Below are 22,735 nucleotides of genomic sequence, written 5' to 3'. Positions count from 1 at the left end.
CAAACGAATGATCCAATTACCCAAAAAGTCTATTTTTGGACTGCTAACTTCCTCAGCGCTGCTATCGCTTCTATCAGCATGCTCTGTGGAGCCGACATACAACCGCCCCGACGTCCCGACTCCACAGGCGTTCAAGGAAGCTTCGGCTGAACAGAAGCAAGCATCATTGTCCAAAGATAGCGCCTGGAAAAACGCTGAGCCGGCCGATGCTGAGCATCGTGGGGAATGGTGGCTAGTCTTTGGCGATCCGGTGCTAAGCGACCTGGAGCGGCAAGCCGCAGAGGCTAATCAGAATCTGAAGGCGGCTGCCGCACGAGTCCAGCAATCGAGAGCCTTGACACGATCAGCCCGAGCGGGATGGTTCCCGTCCCTAGATGCGGGATTTGGTCCTACGCGTGAACGCCTGTCTCCTGCCTCACAATTGTTGTCTGACGATGCGAGTGGGTCCACGCAGACTCTCTGGCGGGCGCAGGCGACAGCCTCTTACGAGGTAGACCTGTTCGGGAAGGTGGATTCACAAGTGAACACCGCGCTCGCTAATCAAGCACAGAACGAGGCGCTGTATCGTTCTGTGCTGTTAGCCCTCCAAGCTGACGTGGCTAAAAATTATTTCGAGCTGCGTGAGTACGACAACCAACTTCGACTATTTCGTCGCACGGTCACCCTGCGTGAAAACACCCTGAAATTAGTAGAGGGGCGATTCAAAGAGGGCGACATAAGCGAACTTGACCTCTGGCGAGCGCGCAACGAACTATCGACCGCGAAGGCGGACTCGGTAGGGATCGCACGGTTGCGTGCGACGTCAGAACATAGTCTTGCAGTGTTGTTGGGTAAGTCTCCTGCCGACTTCGACTTCCCTGACTCACCTATAGAGCCCATCGCGACCCAGGTGCCTATCGGGTTACCATCAGCCCTACTGGAGCGCCGTCCAGATATTGCTGCCGCCGAGAGAGCTATGGCCGCGGCTAACGCACAAATCGGATTGGCGAAATCAGCATTTTTCCCGCGGCTTAACATAAATGCCGCCGCCGGCTTCGAGTCGTCATCGCTGGGGAATTTGTTCGACTGGTCGACTCGGTCTTTTCTACTAGGCCCCCTTGCGGGAACGGCGCTGACGTTACCGATATTTGATGGTGGTCGGAGGAAAGCAGATCTCGCCTCTGCAAGGGCTCGATACGACGAGCAGGTTGCGAAGTATCGGGAGCAAGTATTGGTGGCCTTTAGAGAGGTAGAAGACAACCTTGCAGATCTGAGGTTGCTCGATGATCAGAAAGGTAATCAAAGCGAAGCTGTTGCAGCATCAAGACGGACAGAGCGACTTTCTAAAACTCAGTATGAAGAGGGGCAAATTAGCTATTTGGAAGTTATCGATGCTCAGCGCCAGGTCTTACAAACCGAACTGCAACTGAGCCGTCTGACGGGCACTCAGGCCATTGCAACGGTGAGCCTGATTAGAGCCTTAGGTGGGGGGTGGGACCGAGCCGACGCTAACATTGCCTCCAATGGGCGTAAGCGGTGATCACGCAGCCTGAACGGCTTTGAATTGCTCATAAAAAGCGGGTCAACTTGACCCGCTTTTTATGCTTCAAACCCAACGGAAATTTCCCGGCCAGAGCCAAACCGTAGTAAGCGTCCGCTCAACACTTGCCTAATTAGACGGGTGCCTACCTGTCGCAAGGTTGCACTCCAGTTGACTACGCGTTTGCATTCGATTTGACCTTCATTGTGAGCGTCCGGCGACCTGACCTAGTTACTTGGCACCGATCGCCAGAATGCAGGAGTCTCGCATTCTGTTTTCCCGGAACGCTTACGCAAAAATCGCAACCCTACAGTTTACGTACCATCACCAAGTCTCGGTGGACATCATCGCCGCATTGAAAACTGGTTTCTCCTACTGTCAAAAATCCATTACGTTGGTAGAAGCTTATTGCGCGGGCATTCTGATCATTCACCGTGAGCCGGATACGATCTGAAATACCAACAAGCGTTGCAGTTAAGAGGAACTGTGCGGCACCGGTTCCATGGTGTTTTGAATCGACATAGCATCGCTTCAACTCAGGGATGCCATCCGCCAGTGGGATGTTTAATCGATCTGGTTTGTAGTCGACCAAACTGAAACCCACAATATCTCCGGCTTTCTCCAACACTCGCACCTCCTGGCTTGACGTATCCAGCGCGATCTGAAAACAACGCGCGGTCAGATTTTCGCTGATGTAGCGCTCCAATTCTTCTGCTGGAGTATCTGCTGGGCACGCCAGTGAAAAGGTAGCCTTTGCGATTCTACTCATGCCCTCAGAGTCACCCATTATCGCTGGACGCACACGCATTCATCGCTCCTTGGATTGGTAGATATTAGCGCGTACCGACGACTGAGGAGGCAGCTACGCAAATCAAGTGTTACGAAATGAGCCTATAGAATGCAAGCCTGTCGAGAGTCCATGAGCACGAATAATGATCAAACAAGGAGCCTCGGCCGGACTACAACAGAGCTGTGAGGTCAGTTCGTATGCGTCCGCCGAAGTCACGTTGCATTACTAAGCAGATATGCGCCACCGATCCTCATCGCTCATATCCCGGGCGAGTAGCTCAACTTCGTACAAGCCGCCAATCGAGTGCAGTGCCTAACAAACCGCAGCCAGCCGGGACCGGTCTTGGACCCTTCGCGAACTTACGATTCTGGGCTAGGGCCCCAGCTCCCCGAAGCAGCGATTCTTGACGGAAGAAGCCTGCAGTTTGGTGCCGCCGTAAGTGGACCATCCTGTGACCGGTAATGAGGGAAAAATGTCGTTTCCGCCTCCTGTAGTCAGACGTAGAGTCGAACGTTCGAACGGCAAGATTGACTCATCCTCATCCAGGAGAAGCACGCTCATCACCGTTCAGGCGCTTCAATGCAAGGAAACGAGAAATGGCCAAAAAGGGCTTGGGATCCCAGCGAATGACCCGATGTTTGCAGCGAACAAAAGCGGCTATGAGAGTCATGGCCACTCATGACGCCCTGCCCAAAAGTAGCACATTGAAGATCGCGATTTTTTTGACCTAGACCGCTAAAAAACAAAGCGAAACTTTCTAACAGGTAAATGCATGTATGAGCGAAAAGACATTGTTATTGACCGGTGCCAGTCGTGGCATAGGCCATGCCACCGTCAAACACTTTCAAGCCGCTGGGTGGAGGATTTTCACCGCCTCTCGCCAGGACTGGGTCGCTGAATGCCCATGGGCCGAGGGCTTACTCAACCACATTCATCTTGATCTCGAAGATATTGATAGCGTCAGTGACAGCCTGGCGGCCATCAGGGAAAAATTGGGCGGACGCTTGGATGCATTGGTAAACAATGCAGGAGTTTCGCCTAAGGGACCTGAGGGGACACGACTTGGTGTTCTGGAGTCCGACTATGCAACCTGGATCAAGGTCTTCAATGTCAATCTGTTTTCTACGGCCCTCCTTGCGCGGGGGCTGTTTGATGAATTGAAAGCTGCAAAAGGCAGCATCATCAACGTTACCTCTATTGCAGGATCCAAGGTGCACCCGTTCGCAGGTGTCGCTTATTCCACATCCAAAGCTGCGCTCTCCGCCCTGACTCGGGAAATGGCCTTTGATTTTGGCCGACATGGCGTAAGGGTCAACGCTATCGCACCTGGAGAAATCGAAACCTCAATACTGTCCGCAGGCACTGCGGAAATCGTTGAACGGCTAGTGCCGATGAACCGGCTGGGCAAACCTGAAGAAGTTGCCTCGCTCGTCTACTTCCTTTGCACCGGTGGCGCTTCTTATGTAAACGGCGCAGAGATTCACGTTAACGGTGGCCAGCATGTCTAACGTTAATGGCCGGATCTGAGAGTGTTAAGCCATAGTGAGAAAAGGTCCTGTAGCAGCAGTTTTCCACTTGGTGATTCGGCTTAGGGCATGGCAGATGATAGGGCTCGAACTTGTTGGTGGCGGTCAGTTTGCTCTGCATCGGGCAGCCATAATCCGGCACAGAGCATGGACTTCACTGACCGTTCAACCCGTGGTTGGGCCGGTAGTCTTTGCTGCCTATTCTGTCCTGTGGCGAAGTTGAGCATCGCCTTACTTTTCTGCCTGACCTCGCTACTACGAATTGGACAAAAGCCGCGCTCTAGTCGCGAGATGCACTGCAAGGCAACCCTCTGGATACTCCTGATCCTCAGCCCATCCTCGAGCTTTCCCTCAGTTAACGCTTCCAAGGGGGCTGGCTCGATTTATCTGCCACCGCTCGTTTTTTGTCGTCCGTTTACGCTAGGTCGTCGCTGCAGCGACTGCCGTTGAACGCCCTCCAATCGTCTTGTAGAGAAGGCAGTATGTCTCGCGTTATTAATCACTCCGGTTGCAGTTCCAGTGCTCCCGAAGGTCTGACTTTCAGTTTTCCTGCATTCAATAAATCGCAAGCGACGATGGCATGGAGGCTGCTATGCGCTCTGTAGTTATTCCTTCAGGCGTTTCGCGGCTGGTTAGCAAAACGTCGCGCATAAACAGTCGTGGCGACTTCCTATTGCCGTTTCCAGACTATCCCTGCAACGCACGCAGCTTTGTTCAACTGGATGCCAGATTGCTGCCTTATTGGCATACGTTGTTCGATGTGTGTCCGGGGCTGCTCAAGCTAGATCCACCAGACGGCTTGAACATATTTCGCAGTTTTATGACCTGGGCGTACCGCAATCATCCGTCGCTGAATTGGACTTACTACCTGAGTGTCTGCCGTTGGTTACTCACGTCGACCTATCGGGCGCACATCTACGAAGAACACATAGATGCCTTCATGACTGCGGCAGCGGCCCGGTGGATAAATACTGACGATAGCCAAGCACGAGGACTGATATTGGCTTGGCAAGGCTCGCCGATGAGGGTGTTTGACTGGAAAGTAGCGCCTCGTTCTATCGCGGGTGTTGACCCTGAAAAAGAGGATTTCCCACCGGCACCCTGGGATTTTTCCTGGTGTCCTCTGACGGGGAAAGGGGGTGCCGGGTTTCGACGCTGGTTGCCCATCCCCGAATACGAGCGGCAGACACAGGTATCGAAGGCTGCGCGTGATGAGCAGAAGCCCTGCTAATGCGTAAGCGTCACATTATCGGAGCATGGCTGAGCCTGTTCGCCATACTGATGATTTTCGCCGGCCCCCTGATCAGTCAGGGGATCAGCCTTTCCCATGGCAAAAGTCAACCAATGAGCATGGCTGGCATGGAGTGCCACGACATGCTTGGCACGAGCCAGAAGTCTCACCATGCTTCTGCCGGCAAGACCCATGATCTGGTCGTGTGGGAAAAATGCGGATATTGCTCTCTTCTGTTCCAGCATCCCGCTCTCGCCGAGTCAAACCTGTCCAGTTTTCAACTTAATGTTCCACCGTCACAGCTTTTTTCTACTCACTTAATTCCCCAGCAAGCAGCGCCACCGATATTCCTCGGTGCAAGAAGCCGAGCGCCACCGATTCGATCGTTGAACGTCATACCCACTTTTGGCTGAACGCGCATTGCCGACTCTGCATCGACCGGCTTTTGAGTCCGCCGACGCCGAATCCCTCTGCGCGTTCTGCTTCAAATGACTTTTATCGGAAGATCCCATGTACTCGGACAAGAACGGGCCGCTGTTCTACATTGATCCATCGCGTCTGCGTTGGCGCCATGCCTTTTGCGTGTTTCTGGGGCTAGCATTACCGGTCATTGCGCACCCACAAGACGGTGCCGTGGATGTACCCCCAACATCCGATCAATCACAGATTTGGACGTTGGAAACCATAAACGTTTCTGGGGCGCGTGAAGGCTACAGCGCACCCTCTTCTGCGTCGGCCACTCGCACCGACACGCCCCTGGTCGAAGTCCCGCAATCCGTTCAAGTTGTAACGCAAACGATGCTCAAGGAGCAGGGCAGTCATTCGCTTGCTGACGCGCTGGTTAACGTCTCAGGGGTAAGAGCAACCAAGCCGCAAGAGGCACTGTTCGCTCAGCCAATCGTGCGCGGTTTTCCGGCGGAAATTTACATGAACGGGCTGCCTGCATTTGGCGGCACGGCAGCGAGCATCGACCCGACCAGCCTCATCGGCACCGAGCGCATTGAGGTGCTCAAAGGCCCTACATCAGCGTTGTACGGCGGCGGTATCGGCGCACCGCTGGGTGGTTTGATCAACGTAGTTTCTAAACGACCCGAGACCGAGCCAAGTGCACTGTTGTCGATGCGCACCGGTAGCTTCGGCACAGAGAATCCTTCGCTGGATCTCAACACACCCATCGGCGACAAGGTCGCCGCACGGATCGCCGCTGACTATCAAGAAAATGACAGCTGGATTGACCACGTCAACGGCCATCAGTGGTCGATACAACCAAGTATCGCGTTCCAGCTATCGCCAGAGACTGAGCTGTTACTGCGAGGCCAATACGAGAATCGCAGCCAGCTCGAATATTCCGGCCTGCCAGCCGCCCAAGCATTGAGTGGGCAGATTGATCGCAACGCTTTCCCAGGAGCGACCAGTGGACAACCTCACACCACTATCGAGAATCGAACAACCACTGCCGAACTCACACATGAGCTTAACGACGACACACGACTGACCGTCACCGCTCAGTATTACGAGGGCAAAGTTCGTGACTATGGCGGCCTTGTATTTCCGAACCTTCTAGGACCGAATCCTACGACACCCACGGTTTACCCGATATTCAAGCTTTACCTGCCCACGAACATCCGGGAAAGCACGCTGGATACCAACCTAGGTTCCCGAGTCGAATCGCTGGGTGGAGATCATGAGTTGCTGGTTGGTATCAGTTACGACAACACTCACTTCAGCTCGGGGATGTCCGACATTGAACTCATCGGCGAGCTTGACCTTGCCAATCCGGGATATGGGATTTCCTACGGCGCGACGCCCGAAACAATCGTGTCCCAAACCAACCGTTACGAGACGAAGGCTTTATACGTTCAGGATCAAGCGACCTATGGCCGTTTGCACTTGTTGGGGTCGTTGCGATTGACCCAGCTCGACATCGACCAACAAGAGCAAGGTGTAAATACTTCATATCATCGTTTGACACCACGGTTTGGCATCACCTATGACCTGACCGAAAGTCTTGCGCTCTACGCGTCGTATTCCACTGGCTTCAGGGGAGCGTTCAACTTCACTGGTAACGAGACACCCAAGCCTGAGCTGTCTCGCAATTATGAGGCGGGCGTCAAACTGGCGTTCAGCGATCTCGGTATTTCAGGCACTCTCGCAATGTTCGAGCAGACGCGCCGTAATGTGTCCACCCCTGATCCTGACCCTACCCACGCGATTCTGGGTTATTCGGTGCAGAGCGGCGAACAACGCGCTCGCGGGGTAGAAGCGGATCTGGTTTGGGAACCGACCCCCGCTTTTTCATTGCTGGGTAACTACGCCTACACCCAGGCAGAAATCACAGAGGACAACTCGATTCCGGTCGGTGATGGACTGCCTCGCGTACCGCGGCACAGCGGTCGCCTCGCAGCCCGCTATCGGATACTTGATGGCACCGCTAAGGGACTGGGCTTCGGCGTCGGTATTACGGCACTCAGCGCCCGCGAGTTAACTTTGCCTAATACGGTATCTGTACCAGGCTACGCACTGCTGGATGCGCAGACTTCCTACGATTTCGACCGCTACACGATCTCGGTTTCGGCGGTAAACCTGACAGGTCGCAAAGTCTTTGAGACCTTTCAATATATGGGCTCCCCAGTGGTACTACCCACTCAACCACGTTCAGCTTACCTGACTCTGACGACCCGCTTCTAAAGACACCATCATGATCGATATCCAATCAAGACCATCAGCCCGCCTGAGACACTTATGAAGTAAGATGCTGTTTTGATATGACGCGGGGCCGGTGTCCCAGTAGTTTTCGAGCCCAAGGAGCGCATCAAGGTGGATGCATTTAGCTTTCGCAATCAGGTTATTCGAGATTACGAGCAGTTTGCTCGCAGCTTCACCAATCCGAGAGCTGAGGATATCCGGGCGTATTTGGAAGCTGAGTACAGCACTGGGCGTTACTGGCCATCGCCATTGATTCAGGTAAATCCCTTTTTTGTCGCCGGGCAGAATATAGAGCAACTCGTTGCCAACCGGACACTACATCCGGAGTGTGCGCATATTTTCCGCTTTGGCAAGGAAGGCGGAAAACCAGGCGTGCCGGCGAGCTTGCACAAGCACCAGCAGGAGGCGATTTCTCGCTGCCAAGCAGGTGAGAGCTATGTTCTGACTACTGGCACGGGCTCCGGTAAGTCGCTCAGCTACTTTATTCCGATCTTTGATGCGATCCTCAAGGGCAAGGAGCAGGGCGCCAAAGCGGGCATCAAGGCGATCATCATTTATCCGATGAACGCATTGGCGAACAGCCAGTGTGAGGAGCTGGAAAAGTTTTTAGCCAGCTATGGCGCTGAGCCGCGTCCGGTAACCTACGGCCGCTACACCGGACAAGAAAAGGCCGATGAGCGCGATCGAATGCGCATCAATCCGCCAGACATCATCCTCACAAACTTTATGATGCTCGAACTGCTGATGACCCGGCAGAGCGAGCAAGATCGTGCTTTTATACAGGCGGCAGAGGGACTGCAATTTTTGGTACTGGACGAACTCCACACATATCGCGGCCGTCAGGGGGCAGACGTTGCTATGCTGGTGCGAAGGGTGCGCGAACGCCTAAATAGTGGTCTCTTGTGCGTTGGCACATCAGCCACCATGTCCACAAAAGGCACTCTCGCTGAACGCAACAAGGTTGTAGCTGAAGTTGCCGGGAAGATCTTTGGTGCGAAGGTCAAACCGGAAAACATCATCACTGAAACTCTGCAGCGGGTGACGCCAGCACTGGAGATCCCCGCTGCGGATGTGCTGGCCGGCGCCATCAATGCCAGCGTGCCGCAGACCCCCTCCTTCAAGAGCTTGCGTGAGCACCCAATTTCCGCCTGGGTCGAGCTGACACTCGGCCTCTCGCATACCGAAGGCCGTTGGGTTCGCGCAAAACCGCTTAGCATTGAGGAGGCTTCCCATCGGCTTGCCGATTCGAGCGGAGAGTCGGCCGAGCGTTGCGCAGTCTACTTGTCTGAGTTCCTTCTTACGGCTTACCAGTGTAAAGACGTCAGTGGCAAACCCCTGTTTGCCTTCCGCTTGCACCAGTTCGTCTCCGGTGCCGCTAATCTGTATGCCACTTTGGAGGCGCCAAGCACACGCAAGCTGGATTTATCCGGGCAGCTTACTGTTGCCGGTGAGCGCGAACGGCGTTTTTACAGTGTGCATTTCTGCCGCAATTGTGGCCAGGAGTACTATCCTGTTTGGGATGAAGTGGAGAACGGCAACCGCTCATTTGCACCGCGCAGCATCAAGGAAACTAGCCACGACGATGAGGATGTGCATCACGGCTTTCTGATGATCGATCCTCAGCGCACTTGGGATGGTGAAAACCTAGAGAGTTATCCAGAAAGCTGGGTGGAGCTGACAGGTAAAGAACCTCGCATCAAATCTTCCTACCGCAAATACCAGCCACAGGAGATCTTTGCCGCCAGCAATGGCCAGATAACCATGCAGGGCGTGCGTTGCTGGTTCATCCCAGGCAGCTTCCGCTTCTGTTTGTGCTGCGGGGCCAACCAGTCACGTGGTCGAGACTGGACGCGGCTGTCCGGGCTGTCTGGTGAAGGCCGCAGCTCAGCCACCACTATTCTGAGCATTTCCGCTCTGCGCTACATGCTGGGTGCGGACAGCGAACTGGCCGCTGATGCTCGTAAGCTGCTGGGCTTCACTGACAACCGCCAGGACGCTTCTTTGCAGGCCGGTCACTTCAATGACTTCATGCAGATCCTGCTGATGCGTAGCGCGTTGTTTAGTTGTGTGCGCCAGCGTGGCGACGATCCGCTCAGCGACAGCCAGATCACCCAGCAGGTTTTCCAGGCCCTCGGCTTCGCAATCGATGATCCGTTGATCCGCGGCGAATACCTGCAAAACCCTGGCAACGTTGCGCCGCGCCTGCGCCGCGATGCCGAGGAGACCATGCGGAACATTCTCGGTTACCGGCTGTATTTCGATCTGCGACGCGGCTGGCGTTTCAACAATCCCAACCTCGAACAGCTCGACCTATTACGCATCGAGTACGAGGATCTACCGACGCTTTGTTGCGACGATGGTCGCTGGCAGAAAACCTCAAGGCCAGGAGCTGCAGGTGAGCGCCAGGTGCACCCGATGCTGGCGCTGGCCAGTCCCACCGTGCGACAGAAGCTGGTGCAGATGCTGTTGGACGTGATGCGTCGCAACCTCTGTATCAAGACTCGCTATCTCGATCGCTACAACCTCGAAGAGTGGAAAAACAAAAGCCGCCAGCATCTCAAGGAACCATGGGCTTTTACTGAGGACGAGATCCTCACCGAAGCCGGCTACGCTACGCTTAGCAAGCCTCGCAAGGACCTGAACACGGTGACCCTTGGTCTGCGTACCCGCTTTGGCCAGGTGGTTAAAACTACTTCGTTCTGGCAGGGTGGACATTATGAGCCGCTCAAGGAGGCTAACTACGCCCAGTTCATCCAGGATTTGCTGGATATCGTCGAAAGCTATGGGCTGATCGAGGGCGTCGAACTCGAGAAGGGCATTCGCGGTTATCAGGTGCTAGGCGAGGCTCTGCTTTGGCGTATGGGTAAAAGTGATCCACAGCCCGATCTGCTCAACCAGACAGTCAGCCGTAACCCCTATTTCCAGCGGCTCTACAACGGTGTCGCGGACATGCTAGAGAGCCAGCAGCGTGATTTGTTCACCCTAGAGGCTCGTGAACATACGGCTCAGGTCCCAGCAGAGTTGCGGGAGGAGCGTGAGGAACGCTTTCGTGCTGGCAACTTGCGCGCCATGTTCTGCTCGCCGACCATGGAGCTTGGCGTGGACATCGCTTCACTCAATACTGTCTACCTGCGTAATGTGCCGCCGACTCCGGCCAACTACGCCCAGCGTAGTGGCCGGGCAGGGCGTTCCGGGCAACCGGCGTTGATCATCACCTACTGCGCTGCGCTCAGCCCGCACGACCAGTACTTCTTTCAGGAGCCTCGGCGCATGGTCTATGGCGAGGTCAGCCCGCCAACTCTAGACCTAGCTAATGAGGATTTGGTGGAGAGTCACCTGTTCGCCACCTGGCTGGCGGAAACTGGCTGCAAGTTGCCCTCAACCATTAACACCATGCTTGATATGGAAAGCCCCAGCGAGATGCCGCTGCTCGACGACTATGTGGTTGCACTCGGCAACAAGGACGCGCTGGCGCGGGCAGGTCGACGCGGAACTCGTTTGCTGGGCATGCTGCGTGACGAGCTAACAAGCGCGCAGGGTATTTGGCTGGACCGCGGCAAGCCTATTGACGAGGCTGCTGCTCAATGGCTGGATGCCAAGCTTGGTTCCACCTTCCTACGCTTCGACATGGCTCTTCAACGCTGGCGTGACCTCTATGCCTCCACGCGCAGGCAGATCGACGAGGCGAGCGCGATCATGACCAACCCGGCTGCGCCCGAGAAAGAGCGCAAGATTGCCGAGCGTCGTCACCGCGAGGCGATGATTCAGCATAATCTGCTGCTGGAAACCAGCGGGGGCGGTCATTCGGATTTCGAGACCTACCGCTACCTGGCCAGTCAGGGCTTCCTGCCCGGTTACAACTTCCCGCGTCTTCCCCTCTCCGCATTCATACCCGGCCGTATGGGTGGGGTCGGCCGTGACAGCGTGCTATCTCGTCCGCGCTTTTTGGCTATCTCCGAGTTTGGACCGCTGAGCCTGATCTACCACGAAGGCAGTCAGTATCGGGTCAAGCGAGTGATTCTAGGTGTGCGCAATCAGGGCACCAACGAGGCTCGGATTGTTACCGAAGAGGCTCTGCTGTGTCCCGTCTGTGGCTATGGACATTTCCGCAATCAGCGGCACTACGAACAGTGCCTGTCGTGCCAGGCACCGCTGGCAGGCGGCAAGGTCATCAACAACCTGTTCCGTATTGAGAACGTCAGCACCCAACGGGTTACCCGTATCACATGTGATGAAGAAGAGCGCATGCGACAGGGCTACGAGGTGCGTACCACCCTGCAGTATCAGGAAGAAAATGGCGTGCCCAAAGTAGTCCGCAGCCTGATGCTGCAGGGTGATGCTCCGTTGCTCGACCTGCAATATGCTCCGGCCGCCACGGTGTGGCGCATGAATCTTGGCTGGCGCCGCCGTAAGGATACGGAGATCTACGGCTTCAAGATTGATCCGGTTAGCGGCTACTGGAGCAACGACGAGCAGGCGCCCAAGGAGGAAAACGAGAACGCCGAGATCGATAGAATCCAGGCTCAGCGTATCTCGCCCTTTGTCGAGGATCGTCGAAATGTCCTGGTGATAAAGCCTTCGATACCACTCGATGAAGGTGGCATGGCCACACTGCAGTACGCCCTTAAACGCGGTATTGAGGCTGAGTTCCAGCTTGAAGAAAGCGAGTTGATGGTCGAGCCGTTGCCTGGTCGCGACGAGCGCAACAGCATGCTGTTCTACGAATCGGCCGAAGGCGGTGCCGGGGTGCTCACTCGCTTGGCTACCGATCCGGCCGGACTACCGCGCGTCGCACGCCGGGCGCTGGAGATCATGCACTACCGGAGCCCGGACGACAGTTGGTCGGTCTCCATTCTGGAGAACGCAAGCGAGGAGTGCGACGCAGCCTGTTACCGCTGCCTACTCAGCTACTACAACCAGCCCGACCACAAACTGCTGGATCGCAAGCTCAATGAAGTCACTGACCTGCTCTGTGCCCTGGCTAGCGCCACCTTAGAAGTCGGTCACCTCGACGGCGAAGGGCAGGACCACATGGCCAACCTGCGTCAGCAGTCCGCTAGCAGCCTGGAACAGGCATGGCTGGATTTCATGGAGCAACATCAGTTGCGCAAGCCAGATCTTGCCCAGCATTACCTGGAGTCCCAGCAGACCCGGCCCGACTTTGTTTATCGGGAAGCGCTGGCACTGGTCTATATCGATGGCCCACACCATGAGCAGCCGGGTCAGCGCGCGTTCGATGAGCAGTTGAGCCGCAAGCTGGTAGACCACGGTTTTACCGTCATCCGCTTCACCCGTGATACCCATAGCTGGCCCGACGTCGTGCGCCGCTATCCGGACATTTTTGGAGATTTCCGCGCATGACCGCTTTTCAGGAGTTTCAACCCGGCAGCATCGTCAGCGCCCGCGGCCGTGAATGGATCGTACTGCCTGAGTCCGACGGCCCTCGTTTGCATTTGCGCTCATTGGGCGGCTCAGACGACGACGTGATTGTCATTCACGCACTGCTTGAACGAGAAGCACCTAAGCCGGCTACCTTCCCGTTGCCCGATGCTACGCAGGCGCAGCGCGGTACGCAGAATTCGGCGCTGCTTCTGCGTGATGCCTTGCTGCTTAAACTGCGTGCGGGTGCAGGCCCGTTCCGCGCGCTAGGTCGCATTAACGTCGAGCCCCGCGCGTACCAACTGGTTCCGCTGCTAATGGCGCTCAAGCAGGAAGTGATTCGCCTGCTGATCGCCGACGATGTAGGTATCGGTAAGACAATTGAGGCCGGGCTAATCGCCCGGGAAATGCTCGACCGTGGCGAGATCCAGCGCTTCACTGTACTTTGCCCGCCGCACCTCTGCGAGCAATGGCAGGAGGAGCTACAGCGCAAGTTCAATATACGCGCCGAGGTGGTCACCACGGGCACAGTCGAGCGTCTAGAACGAGGCCTGCAGACCTACACTTCGATCTTCACTGAATTCCCCTTCACCGTAGTTAGTCTTGACTACATTAAGTCAGACCGACGCCGCGACGAGTTCCAGAACGCGTGTCCAGAGCTGGTGATCGTCGACGAAGCGCATACCTGTGCCGAAGGCATTGGTCGCGGTAAACATCAACGCTATCGTCTGCTGCGCGCCTTGGCCGACAACCCCGAGCGTCACCTGTTGCTGCTCACCGCCACCCCCCACAGTGGCAACGAGGATGCCTACTACAATCTGCTCGGCCTGCTGAACAAGGCTTTTGTTGGTTTGAAAGATATCTCCCGCGTTGATCATCCGCTGTACAAACAGCTTGGCGATCACTTGGTCCAGCGCCGTCGGATCGATATCAGCGAATGGCAGGACAGCACGCGCTTTCCTCAACGCGAAACAGCAGAAAAGACGTACCAGCTCAGTGGTTCCTGGGGCGCACTATTCGGCGAAGTGCTCGATTATGCTCGCGAGTTGGTTCGTGAGGCGGAAGGTCTGGGTACCCTGCATCAGCGCCTCAATTGGTGGGCTGCTCTGGCTTTGCTGAGGTGTATCTCGTCCTCACCTGCAGCCGCCGTGCGCGCACTACAGACTCGACTAAAAGGAGCTGCTGGAGGTAGTGGATGTAACGATGCTGCCCAACTGGCGGAAATTGAGGCTATTGGCATCAACACCGTGCTGGATGGCTCCAACGATCGTGGGCTGTCCTCCGACGACATTGAGCCGGGGGCCGCGTTGGAGCAACATGCCGAGCGCCTGCGCAGCTTGATCGAAAAGGCAGGTCGCCTTGTCGATGACAAAGACCCAAAACTCCAGCAACTGATCGTCGAGGTCAGGGGGCTGGTCAAACAGGGCTTCAAACCGGTGGTCTTCTGCCGCTACATTGCTACCGCCCACTATGTGGCGAATGCCCTGCAGCCACTGTTCAAGGATCACGAAGTGCTTAGCATCACCGGCGAACTCAGCCCGGGCGAGCGCGAAGATAAGATTCATGCTCTGCGCGACATCGATAAGCCAGCCATTCTCATTGCCACCGACTGCCTGTCCGAGGGTATCAACCTACAGGACCTATTTGATGCTGTGGTGCACTACGACCTGTCGTGGAATCCGACTAGGCATGAGCAGCGCGAGGGCCGCGTCGACCGCTTTGGCCAACGTTCTGGCAAGGTGCGTGCGCTAATGCTCTACGGTGCCGATAACCCGGTAGATGGTGCAGTATTGAAGGTGATCCTACGTAAGGCAGAAAGCATTCGTAAGGCGCTTGGTATTTCTGTGCCTATGCCCGAGGACGAAACCCGCATCAGTCAGGCAATCTTGCAGACCGTACTGCTCACTCGTGAAGAGATGAAGTACAACCTCTCTTTGGATTTCGGTTTCGACAGCCAGCAGGCAATCGAGGATGACCTTGAGAGCAAGTGGCAGAATGCTCTAGACAAGGCGCGCCGCAATCAAACCATTTTCGCCCAGCGTGCTCTCAAACCAGACGATGTCATTCCGGAATTCACCCGCATGTCCGAAGTATTGGGCACCGAGGCTGACGTGCGCCGCTTCGTTACTGCCGCCTGCCAGGCGCTCAATGCGCCGCTGGGTCAGTACAAGCAGATCATGCGTCTGCCCTATGTCGAATTACCCGAGTCACTGCGTGACCGTTTGGCTCAGTCCGGTATCGATAGTTTGCGTAACATCGACTTCAGCTACCCGCCGGCTGGGGTGGCCGAGCACATCCACCGTACCCACCCGCTGGTGGCCGGATTGGCCGATCAGCTCGCCGAGGAGGCACTTAAAGGCGACAGCGACGCTGCAGCTAGTCGTTCCGGGGCCTGGTTCACCCAGGCGGTGACACTGCGAACCACTTTGCTGCTGGTTCGTTTGCGTACCCAACTGACGATGACTCGAGCGAGCCAACGCCGCGAACTGCTCGCCGAAGAGGCCATCGCCGTCGTTATTAGCGGTCAACAATCACCGCAAGTCATTACGCCAGCCCAGGTGCTGACGCTGATGCAGCGGCCGGTGAGCCGCAATATGGCCCCAGAGATGCGCCAGCGTCAGGTCGAACAAGCGTTGGAACAGGTGTCGGCTTGGCAGCCGGTGCTCGACGACATTGCCCGCCAGCGCGCCAATGAACTGCTCAAGGATCATCGTCGTGTGCGTGATGCTGCCAAGGCCAAAGGTACCTATGACGTGTATCCGCAACTGCCGGTCGATGTGGTCGGCCTTTACGTGCTGATGCCGGACGCGCAACTGGTCTGAAGCATCAAACGACAGCAATGAATTATCGCTTTCCGGCCAATGCCGGCAGACAAGAAACGGAAAATCACCCCCATGACCCGCACCATCCACCGCGAATTCGACAGCCTGCGTATCGAAGGCGGTATTTTCCCCGGCGAGTTCCTCAATACTGTGCGCGACCTCGAGCTCAAGGGGCAGGGCAGCACTGACTACGGCCTGCACCGCACGCTTAAACTGCGTGAGGAAATCAGTCGTTACTGGCGTATTGCCAAAGCTGAGTGGGAGGCCTTCAACGACGCACGTCAGCGTCAGGACATTGATCGTACTTCGCTGGCCGTAGAGCGCTTCCTGGTGCCACTGTTACAGCAGGCATTTGCCTTTACAGATTTGCAGGTCTGCCGCCAGCCACGCTACTTGGGGGAGCGGTGTTTTCCGCTCAGCCATGAGGCCGGCTATGTCGAACAGGATTCTGCCAGCTCTGGGTTTACCCTAGGAAACGGTGCAAGCGGTGAATCCCGCCGCATTGCGCATATTCCGCTAGTGCTGACAGGACCGGACTTCGATCTGGACAAAAGCCACCTCGCCTTTGGTGACGAGGCGCGCCGACGCTCGCCGCAGGGGCTGCTGCAGGAATACGTCAACGCCAGCGGCGAGGCGCTGTGGGGCATTGTTAGCAATGGGTTGGTGCTGCGTATCCTGCGCGACAACCCGTCGATGACTCGCCCGGCCTTTGTCGAGGTGGATCTTGCTCGTCTGTTCGAGGACGACCTCTACTCTGACTTTGTTGCCCTATGGCTGATCCTGCACGCCAGCCGCTTTCTTGCCCAAAATGGCAAGATCGCGCGGTGCTGGCTGGAACAGTGGCGCGAGCAGGCGGCGATTGAGGGAGAGCGGGCGCGTGATGACCTGCGCACCGGCGTGGAACAGGCGCTGCGGGCGTTGGGCGACGGCTTCGTCGCCCATCCGGCCAACCATGCGCTGCGCGAGGCTCTGTCGTGCGGCCGGCTCAGCCGTCATGCCTATTTTCACCAACTATTGCGGTTGGTCTACCGCATGCTGTTCCTGCTTACTGCCGAGGATCGTAAGATCCTCCATGACCCGGACACCGCCACGCCGGAGGCTCTCCGCCTTTATGATCAGGGCTACAGCCTGAACCTGCTGCGTGAGCGTGCCCGCAAGCGACGCTTCTACGACGATTATGATGACCTTTGGCAGGTGCTGACCACCACCTTTACCGCCCTGCGCGGCGGCCAGCCGCTGCTTGGCCTGCCGGCGCTAGGTGGGCTTTTTGCTGCGGAACAGTGCATTGATCTGGACACCGCGCAGCTTGGCAACAAAGCGTTGCTTACCGCCATCCGTGCCGTGACGTGGGTGCAGCGTAAGAACGGCGCCACCCGCATCAACTACCGCGACATGGACACCGAGGAGCTGGGCTCGGTCTATGAGTCTTTGTTGGAGCTTGAACCTCGTATCAACCCAGCTACATCGCCTTGGAGCTTTGGCTTTATCGGCGATGCTGAGGGCGAGAGTAATCAGGGCAACGCTCGCAAGACCAGCGGCTCCTACTACACCCCGGATAACTTGGTGCAGGAACTGATCCAGTCCGCGCTGCTGCCGGTGATCGAACATCGACTCAAGGCCAACCCCGAACAGCCGCGTGCCGCGCTGTTGTCGATTAAGGTATGCGACCCAGCCTGTGGCAGCGGCCATTTTCTGCTCGCCGCCGCCCGCCGTTTAGCCGCCAAGGTGGCCGAGCTGGATGCCCAAGGCGATCAGTACACTGAAGAGCAGTACCGCCACGCTCTGCGCGAGGTGGTACTGCACTGCATCTATGGGGTTGACCTCAACCCTCTGGCCATCGAGCTGTGCAAGACCGCGCTCTGGCTGGAAGCGCTGGAGCCGGGCAAGCCGCTGGGTTTTCTCGATGCGCACATTCAATGCGGTAACGCGTTGCTTGGCGTCATTGATCTCAAATCGCTGGAAAAGGGCATTTCGAAAGATGCCTTCAAGGCGCTTTCTGGCGATGACAAGGAAGTCTGCAAGCAGTTGAGCAAGCAAAACAAGGACGGCCTTAAAGCACTAGAAAAGGCTTTCGACCACAAACAAACTATCAGTCTGTCGTTGGAGTCAGCGGTAGGTTACAACGAGTTGCAAGCTCTCGACGCCTTACCGGACGATACCCTGGCGGATACGGCCGCTAAGGATCGGGCTTACCGTGCTTACCAGCAGCAAGCTCAGGGCAGCCGTTTGCTACACGCCGCCAACCTGCTGGTTGGTACCTTTCTGCTGGAGAAGACCGAGACCGCGCAGTCCAGTATCCCCACCAGCAAGACGCTGTATCTGGAGCTGTTTAGTGAGTCCCGCAGTGAGCAGCACGAGCAGCAGCTCAGTATAGCAACAGCGGCATGTGAGGAAGCACGAGTACTACATTGGCCGCTGGTCTTTCCTCAGATATTCGGCACTGGCGGTTTTGACTGTGTGCTAGGAAACCCACCTTGGGAGCGCATCAAGCTGCAGGAGGAGGAGTTTTTTGCCTCACGCAGTCAGATGGTCGCCAGCGCGGGGAATAAGGCCGAACGCAGCCAGCGGATTGATTGGTTGTCTCAGGGCCTAATGGCACAAAACCTTTATCCGGGCCAGGTATCAAGCTTTGAAACTCGCGAGGCCGAGCAGCGGTTATATCGCGAGTTTATCGTTGCCCGCCGTACTGCCGAGGCTGCCAGTGTATTTGCCCATGTGAAGGGCGAAGAAGGTGGGCGGTTCCCGCTCACCGGCGTTGGTGATGTGAACACCTACGCCCTGTTCTCCGAGACGATTCGCAACGTAATAGGCCCGATGGGGCGTGCCGGCTTTATCGTTCCATCTGGACTAGCTACCGATAACACCACTAAGGCGTTCTTCGGTGAGGTGATAGAGCAAAGGTCGCTGGAGAGCTTCTTCGAGTTCGAAAACGAAGGCTATTTCAAGGGCGCGGGTCAGGGGCACATGCTGCGCTTTGCACTGACAACGGTGCTGGGCTCCCAGCAAAAGACGAGCGAGACACATTTTCTGTTCCAGGGCAAGCAGCTTGAGGAGCTGCAGGACTCTGAGCGGGTGTTTACGCTGACAGCGGAGGAAATCTTCCAGGTCAACCCGAATACCCGTACTTGCCCGATCTTCCGTTCACGAATGGATGCTGAGATTACTCGCCGTGTATACGCCAGGGTGCCGGTACTTGTAAGGGAGGTCGGCACTGGTGAGCAGAATCCTTGGGGTATTCGCTTGGTTGCAATGTTTCATATGTCCAATGACAGCCACTTGTTCAAAAATCTGCATGAGCTAAAGCAATGTGGATTTGATTTTGAGCGCAATAACCTTGTCAATAGTGGTGAGCGATTTGTGCCCTTGTATGAGGCCAAGATGATTAATCACTATAACTACAGGTATAGTGATTTCAGTAGAGTTGATGGTCAAAGAGCTCATGTGCTTCCAAAGCTTGAGCTGGATGAATTGAATGATCCAGGTTATGAACCAATTCCTTTCTATTGGGTTCCACAGCGGGCGCTTGATGACAGTCTGAACGATAAGGGCTGGTCTAGGGACTGGATGTTGGGGTTTAGGGATGTCACTGATGCAAGGGCAAGTGCTCGATCATTTATCGGCGCGGTAATTCCAAGAGTTGCAGTCGGAAATAAATTTCCGTTAATTCTTTCTGACCAGTCACCCCCATATTTGGCACTGCTGCTGGCGAATTTAAGTGCGATCTGCTTTGATTTTGTTGTGAGACAAAAATTAGGCGGGCTCACTATGAATTTCTTCATCGTTAAGCAGCTGCCAGTATTGCCTCCCGAAAGCTATTCTAGAAGAGATTTAGATTTTATTGTTCCAAGGGTTCTCGAACTTACATATAACTCGGTCGGGCTGGAGTCGTGGGCACGAGACTTAGGGTATGAGGGTGGTTTTTTTGGCTTTGATCCAGATCGCCGACTGAAACTGCGCGCGGAGTTGGATGCCTACTATACAAAGCTTTATGGTCTTACCAGAAGGGATCTTCAATTCATACTGGATCCACAGTCTGTAAGCCCTGGCTACCCTGCAGAGACTTTTGCAGTGCTGCAACGTAGCGAAACCCGTGAGTTCGGCGAATATCGCACCCAGAGGCTGGTGTTGGAGGCTTGGGACAAGCTGGAACAGGGCGAGCTGGTTTAAGGAGCGAACATGCTGACCCATCTAAAACTGGATAACTTCAAAATCTGGCGATCTACCGGTGCCATGCGCTTGGCCCCGATTACCTTGTTGCTAGGTACCAACTCATCGGGCAAATCCAGCTTGATCCAAAGTCTGTTGCTGATCCGCCAAACGGTGAAAGGCGACGACGCCAACCTTGATTTGAACCTGGGCAATTCTGACGAAGGTGACTCCGTCACTCTGGGGCAATTCAAGGATTTGCTGTGCCGTCATGGCGGGGAGTCTGAAGCGATCAAGGCCAATGAGGTGGGGGTCGAGTTCAAGTGGAGCGAATCCGGTCAATCGGAAGATGCAACCATCTTTTCCGCACGCTACCGGCAAGGGCCGGGTGGCAGTGCCGAGTTGGATTATCTGCGCCTTGGCAAAGATGGTCAGGGCTTTTTCGTGGAGCGGCGCAGGCCGGGCATCTATCGCTTGCAGCTAGGTGCAGAGCATCGTCCGATAGGCCAGAGTCCGCATTTTCGGCCTCAGCGTTCCTTCGCTTTCGCACCTGCGGCGATAGCCTCGCTGGGCGCGCGAGGCGAATTGATCAAGAACATTGGTCCCACATTGCTGGATGAGCTGAGCAAGATCATCTATCTCGGCCCGGTACGCCGCTTGGCGCAACGCGATTACATCTGGGCAGGACGTATGCCGGCGACCATCGGTGATGATGGTGCCAAGGCGGTGGACGCATTGATTGCCAGCGGCTTGGCGATGCAGGCGGCGTGTAGACGCAAAAAAAAGGGCAGTGAGGTGATGACGCTCCCACCGGAAGCGCATCTGTTTCAACAGACCACCCATTGGCTAAAGGAGATGGGGCTCGCCGATGGCCTTTCCGTTCGTGCACTGGGCGGTTCGGCGCGTTATGAATTGCTGATCGAAAATCAAGGCAGCATCTCGAACCTCAGGGATGTAGGTGTTGGCGTATCGCAGGTTCTTCCAGTCATCGTGGGAGCGTTATTTGCCGAGCCTGGTCATATCGTGATCATCGAGGAGCCGGAGAGCCATCTGCATCCGTTGGCGCAGTCACTGTTAGCCGAACTGTTTACCCAGATTAGCCGTGAGCGCAACGTGCAGTTCATTGTCGAGACACACTCCGAGCACTTGTTCAGGCGTATGCAGACGCTTGCGGCAAAGCAGAAGATTAGTGCAGCAGCCCAAATGGCTATGTACTTCGTCGAGCGCGAAGGCAAGCTAGCGAGGTTGCGTGAGCTGGAGCTTGATGAGTTTGGACGGGTAAGGAATTGGCCTGAAGGTTTCTTCGGTGATGCGTTGGGTGAGACACGCGAACAGGCACGACTGATGTTTGAGCGTCAGAAAGGTGCCAAATTATGAAGGATTTGAAAGCGCGCTATGTAGTCGATACCAATGTGCTGATCGCAGCGAGTGCTGCTGATCCGGTACATCCCATTGATATTGACGCAACTCCTCGAGATCCGGCGCTGCGCTTGGTGGTCTGGACCTGGCTGGACAGCTTTCAGCAGAGCGACTCCCGGTTGGTTCTGGATGGGGAGGGCCAAATTTATGGGGAGTACAATCACAAGCTGGGTTTTAACGACTTCGGCATTCAGGTGGTGATGCACAAATGGAGCACCGCCGCCGTGGACAATGTGATAGTGGAATACGATGAAAGCGGTGGGGTCTTACCGCAATCCCTACAGGCCGTTGTGCATGATTTAGCAGACAGGAAAATGGTGGCTGCTGCTTTGGCTTCACATGTGGCGTTCGGGGAGGGATGTGTCGCTTTTGCTGGGGACACGGACTGGCATGACTGGGAAGGGGCGCTTCAGGCGCATCAGATACTGCTTGATCCCATCATTGAAGACTGGTCGCGGCAGAAACATGCAGAAAAGCAGGTGCGATGACTGAGTTCTTTCGTTTCCCCCACACACCACATCTTGTCTGGTTGGGTGCAGATAAGCCCCGCGACGACAAGGTGTTGGACGCAGCCGAGGTAAAGGCCCTGCTGGCGGGCAGCGTGGTGGTGGAGGAAAAGCTCGACGGGGCCAATCTGGGCCTCTCGTTGGCGGACGACGGCCAACTGTGCGCGCAAAACCGTGGCCAGTACCTACAAGAGCCGCATGCCGGGCAGTTTTCACGTCTGCCTAGCTGGCTGGCCCAGCATGGAAAAGCGATCCGCACGGTTTTACGCCCCGAAGTGCTGCTTTTCGGCGAGTGGTGTGCTGCTCGGCATTCACTGGATTACGGCACCCTGCCGGACTGGTTCCTGTTGTTCGATGTATATGACCGCCACGCCGGTAAGTTCTGGAGTTCCGCGCGGCGTAATACGCTGGCCGCGCAGGCTGGTTTGAAGATCGTGCCGCGGGTGTTTTCTGGGCGAACCAGTGTGAAGGCGCTAATTGAACAGGTACAGACCTCGCCTAGCCATTTTCGTAGCGGACCTTTGGAGGGGCTGGTTATCCGCCGCGAATCTGCCGACTGGTGCGAGGCACGCGCCAAGATTGTCCGCGCCGACTTTACTCAGGCCATTGAGCAGCATTGGCGTAAGCGTGCGATTGAGTGGAATCGGGTGGATTACAACGCGCAGTAGTACTTAACGTCAGGTGCGTCTGG

12 protein-coding genes are annotated in these 22,735 nt (G+C 56.0%); 11 read left to right on the top strand and 1 reads right to left on the bottom strand.

Annotation, left to right across the window (positions count from 1 at the left end; all coding sequences use genetic code 11):
• Positions 1 to 7 precede the first annotated feature (7 nt).
• The gene (locus tag HX801_RS03500; RefSeq protein ID WP_256344200.1) at positions 8 to 1,519 is read left to right on the top strand and encodes an efflux transporter outer membrane subunit; all 1,512 of its coding nucleotides are present in this window, start codon (positions 8 to 10) and stop codon (positions 1,517 to 1,519) included.
• A gap of 307 nt (positions 1,520 to 1,826) precedes the next feature.
• Here the strand turns inward: HX801_RS03500 and HX801_RS03495 are convergent, their stop codons facing one another.
• Positions 1,827 to 2,327 (bottom strand): GNAT family N-acetyltransferase, encoded by a 501-nt coding sequence (locus HX801_RS03495; protein WP_177021586.1) that lies wholly within the window; start codon positions 2,325 to 2,327, stop codon positions 1,827 to 1,829.
• A gap of 758 nt (positions 2,328 to 3,085) precedes the next feature.
• Here HX801_RS03495 and HX801_RS03490 point away from each other — a divergent pair.
• From HX801_RS03490 to HX801_RS03445, 10 genes are all read left to right on the top strand, one after another.
• Entirely contained in the window at positions 3,086 to 3,817 is a 732-nt protein-coding gene (locus HX801_RS03490; RefSeq protein ID WP_025110493.1) for an SDR family NAD(P)-dependent oxidoreductase, read from the top strand.
• Positions 3,818 to 4,427: 610 nt separating this feature from the next.
• Positions 4,428 to 5,066 (top strand): putative natural product biosynthesis protein, encoded by a 639-nt coding sequence (locus HX801_RS03485; RefSeq protein ID WP_177021585.1) that lies wholly within the window; start codon positions 4,428 to 4,430, stop codon positions 5,064 to 5,066.
• Complete coding sequence (locus tag HX801_RS03480; RefSeq protein WP_177021584.1) at positions 5,066 to 5,479, top strand: DUF2946 domain-containing protein; 414 nt, start codon at positions 5,066 to 5,068, stop codon at positions 5,477 to 5,479. Before HX801_RS03485 ends, HX801_RS03480 begins: the two co-directional genes overlap by 1 nt.
• 97 nt (positions 5,480 to 5,576) lie before the next feature.
• Positions 5,577 to 7,754 (top strand): TonB-dependent siderophore receptor, encoded by a 2,178-nt coding sequence (locus HX801_RS03475; RefSeq protein ID WP_177021583.1) that lies wholly within the window; start codon positions 5,577 to 5,579, stop codon positions 7,752 to 7,754.
• A 129-nt stretch (positions 7,755 to 7,883) separates the two neighbouring features.
• Positions 7,884 to 13,133 (top strand): DEAD/DEAH box helicase, encoded by a 5,250-nt coding sequence (locus HX801_RS03470; RefSeq protein WP_177021582.1) that lies wholly within the window; start codon positions 7,884 to 7,886, stop codon positions 13,131 to 13,133.
• On the top strand, positions 13,130 to 15,973 hold the full coding sequence (locus HX801_RS03465) for a helicase-related protein (RefSeq protein ID WP_177021581.1): 2,844 nt from the start codon (positions 13,130 to 13,132) through the stop codon (positions 15,971 to 15,973). Before HX801_RS03470 ends, HX801_RS03465 begins: the two co-directional genes overlap by 4 nt.
• Before the next feature lie 72 nt (positions 15,974 to 16,045).
• On the top strand, positions 16,046 to 20,140 hold the full coding sequence (locus HX801_RS03460) for an Eco57I restriction-modification methylase domain-containing protein (RefSeq protein WP_177021580.1): 4,095 nt from the start codon (positions 16,046 to 16,048) through the stop codon (positions 20,138 to 20,140).
• A gap of 9 nt (positions 20,141 to 20,149) precedes the next feature.
• The gene (locus HX801_RS03455; RefSeq protein WP_177021579.1) at positions 20,150 to 21,496 is read left to right on the top strand and encodes a DUF3696 domain-containing protein; all 1,347 of its coding nucleotides are present in this window, start codon (positions 20,150 to 20,152) and stop codon (positions 21,494 to 21,496) included.
• A complete protein-coding gene (locus HX801_RS03450) occupies positions 21,493 to 22,026 on the top strand; it encodes a hypothetical protein (protein ID WP_017277915.1) in 534 nt (177 codons plus the stop codon). The genes HX801_RS03455 and HX801_RS03450 overlap by 4 nt, the downstream gene beginning before the upstream one ends.
• Positions 22,023 to 22,712 (top strand): RNA ligase family protein, encoded by a 690-nt coding sequence (locus tag HX801_RS03445; protein ID WP_177021578.1) that lies wholly within the window; start codon positions 22,023 to 22,025, stop codon positions 22,710 to 22,712. The genes HX801_RS03450 and HX801_RS03445 overlap by 4 nt, the downstream gene beginning before the upstream one ends.
• Positions 22,713 to 22,735 lie beyond the last annotated feature (23 nt).

This window comes from Pseudomonas sp. G1002 (assembly GCF_013385455.1).
In the GTDB taxonomy this organism is placed as follows: Bacteria; Pseudomonadota; Gammaproteobacteria; order Pseudomonadales; family Pseudomonadaceae; genus Aquipseudomonas.
Note: the sequence above shows the minus strand (reverse complement) of the source record. Positions and strands in the feature narration are given on the sequence as shown.

What these genes read in the sequence shown, in the direction of transcription:
- HX801_RS03500 (WP_256344200.1), top strand. Translation starts at nt 8, where the DNA reads ATGATCCAATTACCCAAAAAGTCTATTTTTGGACTGCTAACTTCCTCA.
- HX801_RS03495 (WP_177021586.1), bottom strand. Translation starts at nt 2,327, where the DNA reads ATGCGTGTGCGTCCAGCGATAATGGGTGACTCTGAGGGCATGAGTAGA.
- HX801_RS03490 (WP_025110493.1), top strand. Translation starts at nt 3,086, where the DNA reads ATGAGCGAAAAGACATTGTTATTGACCGGTGCCAGTCGTGGCATAGGC.
- HX801_RS03485 (WP_177021585.1), top strand. Translation starts at nt 4,428, where the DNA reads ATGCGCTCTGTAGTTATTCCTTCAGGCGTTTCGCGGCTGGTTAGCAAA.
- HX801_RS03480 (WP_177021584.1), top strand. Translation starts at nt 5,066, where the DNA reads ATGCGTAAGCGTCACATTATCGGAGCATGGCTGAGCCTGTTCGCCATA.
- HX801_RS03475 (WP_177021583.1), top strand. Translation starts at nt 5,577, where the DNA reads ATGTACTCGGACAAGAACGGGCCGCTGTTCTACATTGATCCATCGCGT.
- HX801_RS03465 (WP_177021581.1), top strand. Translation starts at nt 13,130, where the DNA reads ATGACCGCTTTTCAGGAGTTTCAACCCGGCAGCATCGTCAGCGCCCGC.
- HX801_RS03460 (WP_177021580.1), top strand. Translation starts at nt 16,046, where the DNA reads ATGACCCGCACCATCCACCGCGAATTCGACAGCCTGCGTATCGAAGGC.
- HX801_RS03455 (WP_177021579.1), top strand. Translation starts at nt 20,150, where the DNA reads ATGCTGACCCATCTAAAACTGGATAACTTCAAAATCTGGCGATCTACC.
- HX801_RS03450 (WP_017277915.1), top strand. Translation starts at nt 21,493, where the DNA reads ATGAAGGATTTGAAAGCGCGCTATGTAGTCGATACCAATGTGCTGATC.
- HX801_RS03445 (WP_177021578.1), top strand. Translation starts at nt 22,023, where the DNA reads ATGACTGAGTTCTTTCGTTTCCCCCACACACCACATCTTGTCTGGTTG.